Here is a 15,099-nt window from a genome sequence, read left to right on the forward strand (position 1 = left end):
CTGCACACCTATGTATAGCGTGCGAGTCTCCGTGTCTCTTGCATGGCACCGTCAACTGTGGTAAATTAAGTAGGCGATTGACATGCGGTCGTGGCGGAATTGGCAGACGCGCAAGATTCAGGTTCTTGTGCCCGTCAGGGCGTGGAGGTTCAAGTCCTCTCGACCGCACCACCTTTAAAAGGCTACGCGATTCGTGTAGTCTTTTTGTTTCGTTGCGCACCGGGCAACGCGCAAAGTTCAAAATTTTCGCAGAGAGGGAGGCGCGCTTCATGCACCTCTTGCACGGGATCGATTTGATCGAGATTGAGCGGATGCACAACTTTCTCAATCAGCCAAAACGCCTCGCACGCATTTTTACCCCCCAAGAGATCGCGCACGCAAACCCATTCTCTGCAAAGCGGCAAATGGAATGGTATGCAGGCCGCTTCGCGGCAAAAGAGGCTGCGATCAAGGCGCTCTACAGCGTAGAAAAGCGCACTCCGATCCGTTTTCTTCACATTGAAGTAACCTCCACTGTAAGCGGCGCTCCGCACATGACCCTTCACGCAAACGCGCTTGACGTCGTCACACGACTCAGCATCTCAGAAATCACCCTTAGCATCACCCACAATCGCGATCACGCACTCGCCTCCGTGATCATGCTGCGCAAAGCATAAAACTCCCCGCATCGGCAGACCCTACCAAATGAATGTCGACAGGATGCCCGGTCGATACACCATGCGGTGGAGGGATGCGCGATGTTCAAACAGCGGCTCGTACGCGTACTCGCCTGGATCATCAACCTCTCCGAAGGTCCATCTCCTTTTCGCGGACGTTTCAGCCTCAGTCCGAGCGCGTATGGGCGTGAAGGAACGGATGAAACGAGCTACGCCGAAGCGATGCGTGGCAACACAGAAAAACAGAATGAAAAATCCCACGAGCGATCTGAACACGGGCAACCAAGGACCGGCTACGTTGACAAAACGATGATCGAAAAAACTCTCGCCAAAACGTTTGGCCTGCGCCAACAAACCGGTGCATCAACAAAGGATCGCGGTTCGTCAAGCCGCGATCAAACAACTCCTGATGAAATAGCACAGAAAAGTGATCAAGCACAAGATGAAGAACAAGCGCAACAAACCTATCAAAGTGTGAGCGAGCGCCGGGAAAAGCGCATCACGTCAGACGACACGACCGCAAATCCTCAGAATAACGCAGTCGATCCTAGGCACCCCTTGCCTGCGTCACTCGCAGAGCAGGAGACGTACATCCGAAAACTGCTCCACGCGGAGCGCAACGCCGATATGGTGTTTGCTGAACATTTTACAGCCGCCCACCAGCGCGTGCTTCTCGTCTATTCAAGTGTGACTGTAAAGGAACCGGCCATCGAGCAATTCATCTTGCAAGTGTTTCCGCACATTCACGAACCGCTCGAAGACATGACGACGCTCGCTCACCTCTTGCCGTGCGCCAATTGGTCGCTTGAGAGTGAAATGAGCAACCTGCCCGATCAGGTGATCGCCGGGAAGATTCTTCTCTTTATGGGTTTTTCTGAAGTGTTGACCTGTTCGTTTGCAGAGTTTAAAGCGCGCGAGATTGGCCAACCCGTCAACGAGTCGATCATTCGCGGCCCCCAAGAAGCGTTCACCGAAGACCTGAATTACAACATGTCGATCATGCGCCGCGTCGTCCACTGCAAAGAACTCATTTTGCAAGTGAAACAACTGCAAGACATCGGGTCGACGCGCGTGTGCGTCATGCACATCTCCGGGTTTACCAACCCCAAACTCGTCGATGAAGTCAATCGTCGACTCGATCATATCGGTCGCATCTCGCTCGACGCCGTTGGCATCGTCATGCAGTTGATCGAAGATCATCCGTACTCGATTCTCCCGACGAGCCTCTACAGTGAGCGGCCCGATTTTATCGCGCGCTACCTCTATCGCGGCTGCGTCGCGATCATCGTCGAGAATAAGCCGTTGGGACTCTTGGCGCCGACCACATTCCTCATGCAAATTGAAACGTCAGATGACTTGTACCAGCGGTTTTGGTTTGTCAACTTCTTGCGCGTGCTGCGCGTCATCGCCATTTTTAACGCGCTTCTGCTTCCAGGGCTCTACATCGCGCTCGTGAATTTTCAACAGGAGATGATCCCATCCGATCTCATGCTCACCATCTATTCGGCCCGTCAGAATGTGCCATTCCCGACGATCATCGAGGTCTTGATCCTCGAACTCGGTTTTGAACTGATCCGTGAAGCGTCGCTGCGCGTCCCAAAGGTGATCGGACCAACGGTTGGCATCGTCGGAGCGCTGATCCTCGGTCAATCGGCGGTGCAAGCAGATCTCGTGACACCGCTCGTCGTCATTTTAATTTCGATCACGGGCCTCAGTTCGTATGCCGTGCCAAACGTCGAACTCAATTTTTCGATTCGCTACCTGCGCTTTATCTTTACATTTATGAGCTGGATTTTTGGTTTGTTCGGACTGGGGTGCACGCTGTTGATCTTGCTTATCTACGTCGCTTCCATGCAATCCTTCGGGGTACCCTACCTCACGCCTCTGTCACCGTATCGCCCGAAAGAAGAAGGTTTCTTTCGAAAAAACGTCATCAAGTACGACGAACTCCCAGGGTCGCTGCGCAGTCGGCCCACCTTAAATGAGACGTCACAAAAGAAGGATCGCATGGCGCCGCAAACCGTATCAACGAACGTGGATAGCGCTCAGGGAACTCCACAAGAGCGGCCGCAAGATGCGCAATCAGGAAAGGCTGATCAAGCGCAAGCCTCTTCGAACAGACCCTGGCGCACCAAGCGTAACGTGCGAAAAATTGGAACCGGGTCATCCTCGAAGGATGATCCATCCCAAAAGAGTGAATCCACAGCGGCGAGTGCATCCTCAACCACCAGCACCTCCCAAGCGGGGACGGCCGACGCGAGCGGGGGGTCGACCGCATGATTCAAGAAGGTCGCATCAGCAACCTACACCTTGCCGCGATTGTCGCGGTTGTCATCCTCAGTAAGGCGCTCAATCCATTTTTTGTGATTCTCGTGCACTACGGACACTCGGCGGCTGGACTGCTCGGCATGCTCTCTGCGACGATCATGTTTTTGTTTGTCCTACCCCTTTTCGTTGCGGCAAAAACGAACCACAGCTTTGTCGGATTGGCGAAGATCAATCTCGGGAATTTCCTCGGCACGCTGATCGGCGCTTCTTCCCTTGTGCTGCTCTATTTAGACGCGTGTGTCAGCATGCGCGCAGACATTGAACAGGTGCAACTCGTCTTTCTCCCCCAGACGCCGCCCACTGTCATCGATTACGTCTTTCTCATCTTCATGCTTTTTGGCGCCTATATGGGGCTGGAAGTGATCGCCCGCGCGACGCTGATCACCTATACCGTCGTCGTCACGACGATCCTGATCCTCACGATCCTTACCACCTCGCAGTGGGATACAACCAGCTTCTTTCCGCCGCTAGGACCTGGAATCGGCACGCTCGCAAAGCAAGGCGTCCTGCACGCAGGATACTTTGGAGAAATCATCCTTTTTTTTATGCTGCGCCCCTTTCTCCGCACCTACGCGCAGTTTAAACGCGGGTTGCTCTGGGGGTATGGCACCGCCGTGTCCATGGTGGTCGTGGGGCTCTATATCACCCAGTTCATGCTGCCCTACCCAACCGACGATCACCTTTACTATCTTTTCATCGAGGTTGGAAAACTGCTGTATTTCGGTCGTTTTTTCCAACACATCGAAGCGATTTTCGCGCTGTCTTGGCTCCCCGTCTCACTTCTTCGCATGACCATTTTTCTGTTCGTCATATGCCTCCAACTCGCGGAACTATGCAACACCACAAACTACCGAAGGTTTCTCTTACCCACCGGTTTTCTGATCTATCTCGGCTCTTTTGTGCCGCCAAGCCTTGAGGCGGCGATCGATTTTAAAGACATCTGGCTCCAGCAGCGAACATTCCCCTTGTATGGCGGGTTCGCACTCCTCGTCGGAATCGTCAGCTTGATCCGCAAGCGACACAAACAAGCAGATCAAGGCAGCGCTGAGAAGAAGAGCGACCAATCGCCAAGAAGGGGGGGCAGAAAGCGTGCGCGCTTCGCTTAACCGAAAATCCCATCGCGTCACTCGCCGCTCCCTGGCGCTCTCTCTTTTGTTCGCGTCAAGTTTTGCGCTGACCGGCTGTTGGGACAGTCACGAACTGGAGGATCTCACCTTTATCAGCATCGTCGGCGTGGATGAGGCGCCGCAAAAAAACAACCTGCAAATCTCGTTTCAGTACGAGGCGCCGCTCTCGATCCAGGGTTCCAACCCAAACGTCGCTCAGGCGAAAAACATTGTCGCGACGTTTGTCACGCCAAGCTTCGGCGCGGCGAGAAACCTCGCCAACATCACGACCGATCGGCAGCTTTCACTGCTTCAGTGCAAAGCGATCATTCTCTCAGAAGCGCTCATCAAACACGAAGACGCGATTGAACTGATGGAGGCCTTGGTGCGCGAACGCGATTTTCGTCGCGATATTGCCGTCATCACAAGCCTTGATCCGATCGAAAAGATCATGCACGTGAATCGCAGCAAACTCGGCAGTTCGTCTGCGCGCACACTCGAAAATTTGCGGAATCAGGTCACCTACACGAGCCTTGTTCCAAAAACCACCCTGAACGATTTTTTTATCCGTGTCGAGTCGGGGAACACGCTGCCGATCACACCGCTGATCGCGATCAAATCGCGCCTCAGCAAAACATCTCAGCTAAAGAACGAGGATGAGGTTTACGCGGGACAAGTCCCGCTCGATCATGGCGATAATCCGGTTGAGGCGATGGGCGCAGAAGTGTATCAAAACAACCTCGGCGTCGGGCGTTTGACTGGCGCAGAAGTGCGCATCTACGCGATCATGCGAAATAAGACCGGTCAGTTTATCAAAAGTTTCGACGACCCTGTCAAACACGGTGCGCGTGACGCCGTCCTGATCAAACAGTACTATTCGCCACACGTCACGGCGCATCTCGACAAGACCCAGTTGCATATCCTCATTGACGTACCCCTTCAGGCGTCATTGATCGGCACGAATGCAGGCGTTGATTTTGTGCAGAACGCTCGTTACACGCGCCTTCTCGAGCGAGGGTTAGAGCGCCATTTGGAACAGGAAACGTATGCCCTTTTGCGCCGCTGCCAGACCGCGTTTCACGGCGATATTTTCGGATTTTCTGGCGCCTTAAAAACCAGGTTTCTCACAGATCAAGGCTGGAAAGCGTTTCACTATGTGCAGAAATTCAATCACGCTAAGTTCACCGTTCGCTACCATATTCTCATGAGTTCGTTTGGCAAGCAGCGCGCGCCCGCGAACATTACAGAATAAGGAGACCGTCCCGATGTACGCTGCGAGAAAAAGAAGGTCGGTGCAACTGTGATATTCTTTTTGCGATTCTATTTGCCGATGATGATCGTGTTCGTATTTTCCGGACCCGTCGTTCCCTACTTGTGGAAAAAAGAACGCGCCTCTTCGATCATCCTCGCACTACTCATTCTCTTTACAATCAGTCTCGCCATTCTCGTCCTCATCGAGTATACGCACTGGAATTCCACCCTGCCGTGGTGAGCGTGCAGGATTTTCCTGAACCAACTGTGCATAAGCGCGCTGCTACGTCACACTCGCGCTCCATCACTTCGGAAATGCGTTCACAAAACGCCTGTCGCGCCGCCGATGTACGCGTTTGCAGGATAGCCGTTTTGCTCCCAGTACCCATCGACGCGCGTCGCGTCAAAGCGAATGCGGTTGAGCCACTTGATCGACTTATAGCCGTACATCTCCGGCACAAACAAGCGCAGTGGATACCCTTGCTGTACAGGGAGCGGCTCGCCGTTGATCGCGTACAGCAGCAGCACGTCAGAGACTGTCGCCTGCGCCATCGTGAGACTCTCCGTATACACCCCGTCTGCCGAAAAAAAGGTGACATACTTCGCATCTGACGTCGGCGCAACGCTCCGTATCACCTCGCGTAGCGACACGCCCGTAAACATGAGGTTCGGCACAACCCAGCCTGTCACACACTGAAAATTGCGCGCGATGCGCTCCTGTGGCATGGCCTTCAGATCTGCAAGCGTCAGGGTCAAGGGTTTTCCGACGAGTCCGTCGATCTGCAAGCGATACGTCTGTTCTTTTAGCGCTGGATACGATCCCGTGACCGTATAGTACTCAGGAAACGGCGGAATCGCACTCCCCTTTGAGGCTTTTGAACCAAGCGCGAGCAGCGTTTCGGCCGGTCTTCGTCCACCAACTGCGAGCGCGACAAAACTGCCGAGCACGCCAAGCGCGCTATAGCGAAGAAAGTGACGGCGACTCCAATCGACGCGGCGGGTGATCACTGAATCGCGCGCTTTTGTGCCGATGGAAAAGAGCCGCATCGCAACATGGATGACGATCCAACCCGCCATGATGTACGCGAAATCTCCGTGAAGCGTAAATGCGAGTCCGCGCCACGTCGCGGGAAAGAGGGCGATCAGCCAGAGCGCGAGCCCTGTCAGCGTAATGGCGCCAAGCAGCACCTGCGTCATGATCCAGTCGAGACGACGTACCCTTTTCCCTTTTGGAAGTCGGGCAACGAGGGGAAGCAAAAGGGCGAGTCCGAGCAGAATTCCGGCCGTGATGTGAAGATCGAGCAGCAGCGGTAGTACAGGGATGAGCACGGTGTGAACCTGCGGGAGAAAGAGCAGGAGACCTGTGACGAGGAGAACACAAAATGCTGTGAGTGCAAACCAATGTGTTCGCACGTAGATCATGGGCCATTTACCGTGCGCGAAGGCGCGCTTCATGGATTCGTTCACTCCCCGCGTCGCCGCACGACCATCGATCGATCAAAAGAGCGGCTGCTTTCCCTTTGATACGATCGATTCTACATAGTGGATTCACGCGTGAACCGTTTTTACGTGACCATTCCGTGACATTTTCACATCAGGCCTGAACGCGTGAACCGTTGCAAAAAAGAGGCGAGAAGGCTGACCAAAACGCCCAATCCGACGAGCAGGACAGACAGCGGAACAATTTGCGCAAGTCCGCCAGAAATAAACGATACCCAAGCGTAGATCGGCAGCGTGTAGGGATGATATGCCATCATGAGCGTCGCCCCAAACTCACCGATCGCGCGCGCAAACGTCAGGACGGCGCCGACGCCAATCGCGTCTTTGCAAATTGGGAGCAGCACATGCCAAAAATAGGCCCAAGAATCTCCTCCTAGCGTCTGTGTCGCTTCGAGATACTCTTTTGGCACTTCTGTCATCGCCTGTGAAACACTCAGAATGAGAAAAGGACTCGCGACAAAAAGTTGCGCAAGCACAACCCCCACGCTACTTCCGGTGAGAGAGACGCCAAACGCACTAAACCACGCGCCAAGCGGCGTGTTTGGTCCATACAGCATGAGTTCCGCCATCCCGCCGATGAGCGACGGGATGATCAGAGGGATCAAGAGGAATCCATGAAGTGTCTGTCGAATCAAACGCGGCGCACGCGAAAGCGCAAAACTCGCGGGAACACCAAAGAGCATGGCGCAAAACGTTGTGAGCGCCGCCGTCTGCAATGACGTTTCAAGCGCCGGGAAAAATGCCGGATCCGAAACCAGGCTCTGAAACGACAGCGCATTTCGTGAGTGAAAAAGTGCACCGAGCGGCGCAAGGATAAAACTGAACGGAATGATCAGCAAAAGCGAATGAATAGGCGCGCGTTTTCTCACGTTCCGTTACGCGTGGACACTGCCCTTTGTAGGTGTCAGGTCTTTTTGCAAAACGGTCGGGATCGCTGAACGAAGTCCATACGCAGTATGAGGCATCGCCGTAAACCCTTCTCGCAAAAGAATTTTGTTCGCAGGTCCCGAGAGCAAGTCGTTGACGAAGGCAATCGCCGCCGCCTTATGCTTGGCGTTTGTGGGAATCGAGATGGTAAACACGATCGGTTCCGCGTGGGACGTCTTACCTTTTTGTGTCCACGTTGCGTTGTGATAAAAAGCAGACTCTGCCGGATCGCCGAGGTTGATCGCGTTTGGCAGTGTGATATAAGGCACATGCCACTCTTTTGCCTCATGCAAAAAGGCGACCGCCGCATCGACTTGACCTGTCTTCAATTGCGCGAGCAGCGCTTCTTCCGGGAAGATCTGTTTTGGGTTTAGCGCGCTGCCGATGATGCGCGATGAGAGCGTTTTGTTGTGATAGAAACGTTCAGCCAATTGGAGCATCTCGACGGTCATGACGCCTTTTGGATCGATCGTCGGATCCGTGCGGCCGAGGCGAAAGCCCTTTTGTTCGAGAACAGAGTACCAGGGCAGGCGATGCGCTGCGGCGAGACGAAGGTCTTTGGCGTAGCGACTGGTCGGGTTATAAGCGATCACCAATTGATCTTTGGCGAGTGTGATGTACCAGGTTTCGAGATTGTGGTTGGTCTTTCCCATGAGCAAGGACGTATTGACAGAAGGCGCCGCGCTGATAAACACGTCAGGCTGCCCCAATCCGTTTCTCATCATTTGGGCGAGCGCGACGGATCCCATGCCTTTGCCCTGGTACGTATCCCCTGTCATCTTATCAAACTGTGGCCCGATCGCCTGTTCCATGACCTGCGTCATCGATCCCGCGTAGTATACCTTTAGCGGAGTATGCGCGACGGACGTCGCCGCGCGACGTGCCAAATGTTTCGGCTGTGTCCCTTGTTGCGCGGTGTGCGAAGCTGTGTTTTTCGTTGTGCCAAACGCGTGAGTCGCGCCCAGTGTGCCTGCCAAAAGCGTCAAACTTGCAATTGAAAAGAGTGTAAACCGAATTTTTCGCTGTCCTCGTATTGAATCATTTTTCATAAAGTATCCGTCTCTCCTTCACTATCAATCGTGCTATGTCGATGGTTATGTAAGCATGCGACCAAGGGTCGACACGTCATAGGGACCGCTGATTTTTAGTGTCGCCAAAAAACGATCGGACGCGAGCGTTTGCAGCGCGTGTGAAACGACCGGATGGACTAAATCCACCGCAAACGACAGCACAGACGAATCCTCGCTCAGTGACACAAAATCAAGGTTGCACGCGTACGCCTCCGGTTCTGGCATGACGCCTAGATCCGCAAAGCGACACGCCACAGCTTCTGCGACATGCGCGTGCGACGGGAGTTCCACATCGTATCCCGCAAGTGTGTCTACGTGTGCGTCATTTTCGTGTGACCAGCGATCAAGCGCCTGACGAGCACCGGCGCCGCGCGGTCGATTGACCAGGCGCATCGCCTTGATGCGCTCAGCGTCAGGCGGTGCAAAACGCTCCCCCGCAAAGCCAAATCCGAGTCGATAGCGCGTGAATTGCAGGCGCGCTTTGACCTCTTTGTCTTCGTCAAAAGACAGCCCCTGACCGAAATGCGTCGCGACGGCATGCACCCTTTTTTCGGCGAGGTACGCACGCGCCGTTTGATTGTCGCAGTTGATCCAGTACGCGACCGTTTTCCCTGCGGCGAGATTGATCGCCTGTACCCAGAGTCCAAGCGCACTGTCACAGCCAGCCACCAAAAAGACTTCGTCAGGATGAGCGCCATACGCCGCATTCATGACGCGGATGTGCGCGCCTCTTACTTCTGATACGCGCGCGTTTGGAAGCACCGCATCCAATCGGCGGTTGCCTTCTTGGCGTCCAGCGTGAACAACCGTTTGCCCCGCGATTCGGGCAAGGATCAACGGATCGCCCACGCGCATGCCGGGCATGTGAAAGGAAGGTCTCTCATCAAGAAAAAAGAGGTCTTCTACGCGACAGTGAAAAATTTGCGCGAGCGTAAGCGCCGTCGCCGTGTTTGGAATGACCGCGCCTTTTTCGATCGCACTGAGCGCCTGACGCGTAACGCCTGTGCGCAGCGCGAGATCCTCTTGCGTTAGCGATGCGCGCTGGCGCATCTCCCGCAGCCTGTTTTGCATGGATGCCCCTCTCTTAAACTCCGAATAGCAAACAAAGAAAACATGAAGGTAAAAATAATTGCACGCTATAGATCATGAAGGAAGGTGGGTGATCTGTCAAGTGCGATCCCAACCACCTGCGCGAGCGCACCCATTCAGGCATTTTTAGTCAGCCAAGATCGCCGCGAACACTTCAGCTTGCCGCTCATAAAAGCAGAGATCCGCGCGTTCGTCGAGGTCGGTTGGCTCAAGGTTGATGACGACACGCTTTGCAGCGTGCGATGCGTACTGCGGGAGGCTGGCGACCGGCTCCACGGTCAGGCTGCTTCCGATGATCAAAAGGAGATCTGCGCGTGCAACCGCGTAAAACGCCTCTTGGTAGTGACGCACAGGTTGCTCAAACAGCACGATATCCGGTTGCAGAATTTCCTGACAGTCACCGCCTTTTAGCGTGTACGCGTGACAGTGCGGAACGTCATTCGCAAGAATTGCGTCGAGCGTGTAGCGCGCGCCACAGCGTGGACAAAACGCCGCATGAATATTTCCATGTAACTCAAGCACATGAGCGCTTCCCGCCGCCGCGTGGAGTCCGTCCACATTCTGTGTGAGAATCGTGATGTCCTTTCCCATGCGCTCGAGTTCCGCCAGCGCGAGATGCCCCGGATTGGGTTTTGCCGCGAGGAATTCAGGACGCAGAAAAACAGCCTTATACTCGGGCCAGAACCCCTCCGGGTCGGCGCGATAAAACGAGTCAGACATGCGTTGCGCGCGCGTCTCGTCCTCAAAGAAACCACCTGCGCTGCGAAAGTCAGGGATGCCTGATTCGGTGCTCATTCCCGCTCCCGTGAGAACAACCAGGCGCTTGCTCGCTTCGATTAATGATCTCAAAAGCGCAACTTTTGAAGGATTCACGAGGTTTCGCCCCCACTCCTAGCATCCGGATGAAACAAAAAGCTAATGCGCTTTGCCTGAACAAAAACATGATCGCCCCGCACGGTGATGCACCCAAGGGTCAGCGCGCTTATCTCCGGGCTCTCATCAACAAGCGTCGAGATGCGCAAGAGAAGCTCTGAAAGTGATCGCGCGGGAGGCGGGAACTCGTCCACCCCAGCGGGCGCCAAAGCAGCGCTTTGCAGCGCGCGCAGTTTCAGCGCGTGTAACGCCAGTTCGCGCGCATCCACATCGGTGAGCGGCGTGATGCGAAGCGCGTCCGGATCGCGTGGGAGCACGTCTGACGGGCTGCCGTCTTCTCCGTCATTTAGCGTTAGCAAAAGCCCGAAGAGCGGATCGGATACGACGCGCAAAGAGAACACATTTTCATCACTCCTCCCGCCTTCTGCTGCAACAGATCGCATAGCGTTAGGCGTCTGCCCCTGATCGTCAAGGTCAACGCCACACAAGTTCATAAGCGTGCGCGCAGATTCCCCACAAAGCCTATCGGCACGCGATTTGCAGGCGATCATCTCTGCGCGAATCGCCGCGTGATCCCATCCTTCAAATTCGGGAATGGAGCCGCGACTCTCCGCTTTGCGAAACGCGTACTCAGCCACTTTAGAGAGCGCGCGTACCGCCTGTTCTGGAAACGGATAGATCGGAATCGCGACGCCGCCCACTGCAATGGCGCGCGGTTTTTCTTCGCCCATCATCAACAGATTGGCCACCACAGGCTTTTGCTCATCCTGCGCGCTATCCGCGTAAACTTCGTTTACAGCCTCGCCGATTGCCCGTAACACCGCCCCTTCATCCACGACGCCAACGGGTGTGAAAATCACGATCACTGCGTCGACGGCAGGATCGCGCAGGACATGGGGCAGCACATCACGGTAGCTGTTTGCCAATTCTTCAAATCCGAGGTTGACAAGCGGGCCGACAAACTGGAGCCCTTCGCGCGTAAGCGTATCTGCCGCGATCACAGCGCCACCCGCCGTATTCGTCACGATGGCGACACGTCGTCCGCGCGGCATGCGCTTTGTCGAAAGCAGTGCGGCGACGTCAAAGATGTCTTGGAGCGTATCCACGCGAATGATGCCGGTCTGACGAAACAGCGCATCGACGAGCAGATCCGATGCGATCTGTGTGGTCTGACGCGTATCTGAGAGCGCGACGCCCGCCGCTGTGCGCGCGCTCTTGACGACGAGTATCGGTTTGTTTGGCGCCATTCTGCGTACAATGCGCGAGAATTTACGCGGATTTCCAAACGACTCCAAATAAAGCGCAACCATCTCCGTCTCCGGATCATCTTCCCAATACTGAAGAAGGTCATTGCCAGAAACGTCAGCTCGATTGCCAAGGCTTACAAACGAAGCGATGCCAACGCCTATGCGCGTTGCGTATTCCAGAATCGCGACGCCAAGCGCTCCCGAGTGGCTTGCGATGGCTAGGGCGCCACGCTTTGGCATGACAGGTGAGAAGCTGGCGTTGAGCGATACATCGCAATCGGTGTTGACAACGCCCATCCCATTTGGCCCAAGCAGCCGCCCTCCTGCCCCGCGCACGAGCGCTACCATCTCTTCTTGGCGCGCTGCACCTTGCGCGTCCGCCTCGGCAAATCCAGATGACGCAACCATAATGGCGCGAATGCCCGCTTGAACGCATGATGCGACAACCGTCGATGCCTGTTTTGCTGGCACGACGATGACAGCGAGATCGATTGGATCGGGGATTTCGGCCACATCCTGATAGGCGCGTACACCCGAGATCGCATACGCAGTCGGATTAACCGGGAAAACGGCGCCTTGATACGCTGACAGCAAGATGTGCCGCAGCAACAGGTGTCCAAGGCGCACGGGATTGCGCGACGCACCGATGAGCGCGATTGCGCGGGGACGAAAAAAAGGCGCGAGAGAGCGAGCTGTCGCCGCCTTTTCACGGCTCTCGCGCAAGTGACGACTCTGTTCTGTCAGCGCCAGCGGAAGTTCATAGCGAATGGTCGTAAACGTCGCGTCGCTCTTGACCGCATAGCCACTCTGGCGAAAAACATGCTGCATCGCGGTGTTTTCGCGAAGCACATGCGCCTCAAACCGCGTGATGCCATGCCGCCAGGCATGCTCTGCCAGATGCTCCAAAAGAAGCGTTCCCAGACCCATATTTCGCAACTGGTCATCAACGAGAAACGCGACTTCTGCCATCGCATCTTCACCGCGCATGTAGTGGCCCATCGCGAGCGTCTCCTCCCTCGCGATGCAAAGGAGCGTGATTCCCTGCGCGCCGCCGTCCGCAATCATTCCGCGGATCATCGCGTCACTCACATGCTTTACGACGTGCATGAATCGCGCGTATAGACTATCTCTTGACACGCGCTCATACAGTGAGCGAATGCGTGCCACGTCGTCCTCCGACTGGGTGGCGACCACCATGGTTGCCACGCGTCCGTCACGTAAGATGATGCGCGTCATCGCGATCCCCTCCCTCAGCCTCATCGCCGTGAAGCGGTGGAAGTGTCATCGTCTTGACTTGCTCTGCAAGATTAGAATCGAGAATGCGCAGTGTCACAATCGGCAGTTGAAGCAATGCAATCCGCTGCTCGGGGACGACGCGTTCAAATAAATCGCGTGGAAGATGATCAAAGACGCGCTGTGTGTCGCGAAGGAGCGACTCGATATCGATTTGTTCATAGACCGGCCGAATCGATTGCATATACGCTTTTGCGCGCAGCCACATTGGGTAGGCGCCGCGCACATTTCCATTTTCGAGATGATAGAGACAGACTGCCGCTTGAATGAGTCCTTTGAGAGCCTCTGGTCGCCCCGAATCAAGCCATAAAGATTCACCGTATTCGTGACAGAGGAAATAGTCGCGTCGAATGTTATAGCAGTGAAGATACGCAAGCAGCCGCTCGTCCAATGTCAAAATCCCTTCATGGCGCGATGCGCGTCGCGCGAGATGTGTCTCACTCGATCGCATACGCGACAACCCGATTTTTGCCACTTCTCTTTGCCGCATAGAGCGCGTGATCCGCGTGAATCAAGAGTGTCTCTGGAAGCTGGCCATCTTTTGGCGCATACGCAAATCCGATGCTCGGGGTGACCCTGATTGTCCAATCATCATAGAGAATCTTTTCAGATAGCGCCGCGAGAACATGTTCTGCAAAGGACTGCGCCTCATCCAGTGAAGTGAGTCTACATACAACAACGCAAAACTCATCGCCTCCCAACCGAAACGCGCTCACGTGCTTGCTCTCGATCTCTTGCAAGCGCTCGGAAACACCGCAAATCAGCGCATCGCCTGCGTGATGGCCATACGTGTCATTCACGCGCTTGAACTCATCCAAATCAATTAAAAGAATGGCGACACCTAAATGTGGCTTGCTTGCCGCGAGACACGCTTTGATGTGCGCGTCAAGACTTCTGCGATTTAGTAGGTGCGTCAATGGATCGTGGTACGCCAAAAACTCAACCTGCGCTTTCGCATTCTTTTCCTCGGTGATGTCTGTGGTGATCCCAAAAACGCCGACAATTTGCCCGTTGATGGTCATCGGCACGTATGTCACACTGAGTTGAATGTTACTACCTGACTTGTGAATGGTAACCATCTCGAAGGTCGAAGCGGTTCCTTTCAGCGCCTGTCGAAAATTTCGGATCGCCGTCACGCGATCATCCGGGTGAACGTATTTGAGCGAAGAGCTCCCGATCAACTCATCTGCAGAGTATCCGGTCAACCGCTCCGTCGCCGGATTGACCTGCGTAAAGACACCGCTCCCATCCATCGCGTAGATTGCATTCGGGTTGAATTCAAACAAGGAGCGAAAGCGCTGCTCGTTGATGCGAACCAATTCCCACGCCTTGCGAATCTCCGTGACGTCTCGCCCAACGACCAGCACGCCGACCCACTCACCCGCCTCATAAATCGGTTTTGCGTGTACTTCAAGGTGAATATATTCATTGTTTGCATTTTTAAATTGGAAATCGGTTGCAATACCGTCGATATGATTGGGAAGCATAAAAAAGCGATCCTTGATACGCGCTTGATCGCTTGGGTGAAGATAAGAAAACGCACTTTTATGAAGTAATTCGTCAACGCCATAGCCGAGTTTAAAATGATGGGACGGAGATGCGTACACATAGTTTCCTTCGCGGTCAAGGAATACGATCATGTCCGTCATATTTTCAGCAATCAGGCGATACATTTGCTCGCGGTTAGGCGTAAACGACAAGTTCATTCTCCTTGGGCCAAAAGCCTTATGATCGAACCTTGTCTCTAATTCTATAACAA

13 protein-coding genes and 1 tRNA gene are annotated in these 15,099 nt (G+C 54.6%); 6 read left to right on the top strand and 8 right to left on the bottom strand.

Features of this window, described 5'->3' with window-relative positions; genetic code table 11:
- Positions 1–84 precede the first annotated feature (84 nt).
- The 6 genes from AYW79_RS09210 to AYW79_RS09235 all read left to right on the top strand — a co-directional run bounded on the left by AYW79_RS09210 (position 85) and on the right by AYW79_RS09235 (position 5,582).
- A tRNA-Leu gene (locus AYW79_RS09210) sits at positions 85–171 on the top strand.
- A gap of 98 nt (positions 172–269) precedes the next feature.
- On the top strand, positions 270–656 hold the full coding sequence (gene acpS / locus AYW79_RS09215) for a holo-ACP synthase (protein WP_067564800.1): 387 nt from the start codon (positions 270–272) through the stop codon (positions 654–656).
- An 81-nt stretch (positions 657–737) separates the two neighbouring features.
- The gene (locus tag AYW79_RS09220) at positions 738–2,936 is read left to right on the top strand and encodes a spore germination protein (RefSeq protein ID WP_067564801.1); all 2,199 of its coding nucleotides are present in this window, start codon (positions 738–740) and stop codon (positions 2,934–2,936) included.
- Complete coding sequence (locus AYW79_RS09225) at positions 2,933–4,090, top strand: GerAB/ArcD/ProY family transporter (protein ID WP_067564802.1); 1,158 nt, start codon at positions 2,933–2,935, stop codon at positions 4,088–4,090. Before AYW79_RS09220 ends, AYW79_RS09225 begins: the two co-directional genes overlap by 4 nt.
- Positions 4,074–5,342, top strand: coding sequence for a Ger(x)C family spore germination protein (locus AYW79_RS09230; protein WP_067564806.1), 1,269 nt, complete (start codon positions 4,074–4,076; stop codon positions 5,340–5,342). Before AYW79_RS09225 ends, AYW79_RS09230 begins: the two co-directional genes overlap by 17 nt.
- A 48-nt stretch (positions 5,343–5,390) precedes the next feature.
- A complete protein-coding gene (locus AYW79_RS09235; protein WP_067564807.1) occupies positions 5,391–5,582 on the top strand; it encodes a hypothetical protein in 192 nt (63 codons plus the stop codon).
- An 80-nt stretch (positions 5,583–5,662) separates the two neighbouring features.
- On the opposite strand, the gene AYW79_RS09240 is transcribed toward AYW79_RS09235, so the two are convergent.
- The 8 genes from AYW79_RS09240 to AYW79_RS09275 all read right to left on the bottom strand — a co-directional run bounded on the left by AYW79_RS09240 (position 5,663) and on the right by AYW79_RS09275 (position 15,040).
- The gene (locus tag AYW79_RS09240) at positions 5,663–6,796 is read right to left on the bottom strand and encodes a molybdopterin-dependent oxidoreductase (RefSeq protein ID WP_067564808.1); all 1,134 of its coding nucleotides are present in this window, start codon (positions 6,794–6,796) and stop codon (positions 5,663–5,665) included.
- A 134-nt stretch (positions 6,797–6,930) separates the two neighbouring features.
- On the bottom strand, positions 6,931–7,710 hold the full coding sequence (locus AYW79_RS09245; RefSeq protein WP_067564810.1) for an ABC transporter permease: 780 nt from the start codon (positions 7,708–7,710) through the stop codon (positions 6,931–6,933).
- A 6-nt stretch (positions 7,711–7,716) separates the two neighbouring features.
- The gene (locus AYW79_RS09250) at positions 7,717–8,817 is read right to left on the bottom strand and encodes an extracellular solute-binding protein (protein ID WP_067564812.1); all 1,101 of its coding nucleotides are present in this window, start codon (positions 8,815–8,817) and stop codon (positions 7,717–7,719) included.
- A 45-nt stretch (positions 8,818–8,862) separates the two neighbouring features.
- The gene (locus tag AYW79_RS09255; protein ID WP_067564814.1) at positions 8,863–9,909 is read right to left on the bottom strand and encodes a helix-turn-helix transcriptional regulator; all 1,047 of its coding nucleotides are present in this window, start codon (positions 9,907–9,909) and stop codon (positions 8,863–8,865) included.
- Positions 9,910–10,053: 144 nt separating this feature from the next.
- Complete coding sequence (locus tag AYW79_RS09260) at positions 10,054–10,800, bottom strand: NAD-dependent protein deacylase (RefSeq protein ID WP_156481810.1); 747 nt, start codon at positions 10,798–10,800, stop codon at positions 10,054–10,056.
- The gene (locus AYW79_RS09265) at positions 10,797–13,283 is read right to left on the bottom strand and encodes a bifunctional acetate--CoA ligase family protein/GNAT family N-acetyltransferase (protein ID WP_067564816.1); all 2,487 of its coding nucleotides are present in this window, start codon (positions 13,281–13,283) and stop codon (positions 10,797–10,799) included. The genes AYW79_RS09260 and AYW79_RS09265 overlap by 4 nt, the downstream gene beginning before the upstream one ends.
- The gene (locus tag AYW79_RS09270) at positions 13,261–13,791 is read right to left on the bottom strand and encodes a DUF309 domain-containing protein (protein ID WP_067564818.1); all 531 of its coding nucleotides are present in this window, start codon (positions 13,789–13,791) and stop codon (positions 13,261–13,263) included. The genes AYW79_RS09265 and AYW79_RS09270 overlap by 23 nt, the downstream gene beginning before the upstream one ends.
- Entirely contained in the window at positions 13,778–15,040 is a 1,263-nt protein-coding gene (locus AYW79_RS09275) for a sensor domain-containing protein (RefSeq protein WP_067564820.1), read from the bottom strand. Before AYW79_RS09275 ends, AYW79_RS09270 begins: the two co-directional genes overlap by 14 nt.
- Positions 15,041–15,099: the final 59 nt, after the last annotated feature.

It is taken from the genome of Ferroacidibacillus organovorans (assembly GCF_001642725.1).
GTDB classification, from domain to species: Bacteria; Bacillota; Bacilli; order Alicyclobacillales; family SLC66; genus Ferroacidibacillus; species Ferroacidibacillus organovorans.

What these genes read in the sequence shown, in the direction of transcription:
- acpS (WP_067564800.1), top strand. Translation starts at nt 270, where the DNA reads ATGCACCTCTTGCACGGGATCGATTTGATCGAGATTGAGCGGATGCAC.
- AYW79_RS09220 (WP_067564801.1), top strand. Translation starts at nt 738, where the DNA reads ATGTTCAAACAGCGGCTCGTACGCGTACTCGCCTGGATCATCAACCTC.
- AYW79_RS09225 (WP_067564802.1), top strand. Translation starts at nt 2,933, where the DNA reads ATGATTCAAGAAGGTCGCATCAGCAACCTACACCTTGCCGCGATTGTC.
- AYW79_RS09240 (WP_067564808.1), bottom strand. Translation starts at nt 6,796, where the DNA reads ATGAAGCGCGCCTTCGCGCACGGTAAATGGCCCATGATCTACGTGCGA.
- AYW79_RS09250 (WP_067564812.1), bottom strand. Translation starts at nt 8,817, where the DNA reads ATGAAAAATGATTCAATACGAGGACAGCGAAAAATTCGGTTTACACTC.
- AYW79_RS09255 (WP_067564814.1), bottom strand. Translation starts at nt 9,909, where the DNA reads ATGCAAAACAGGCTGCGGGAGATGCGCCAGCGCGCATCGCTAACGCAA.
- AYW79_RS09265 (WP_067564816.1), bottom strand. Translation starts at nt 13,283, where the DNA reads ATGACGCGCATCATCTTACGTGACGGACGCGTGGCAACCATGGTGGTC.
- AYW79_RS09270 (WP_067564818.1), bottom strand. Translation starts at nt 13,791, where the DNA reads ATGCGATCGAGTGAGACACATCTCGCGCGACGCGCATCGCGCCATGAA.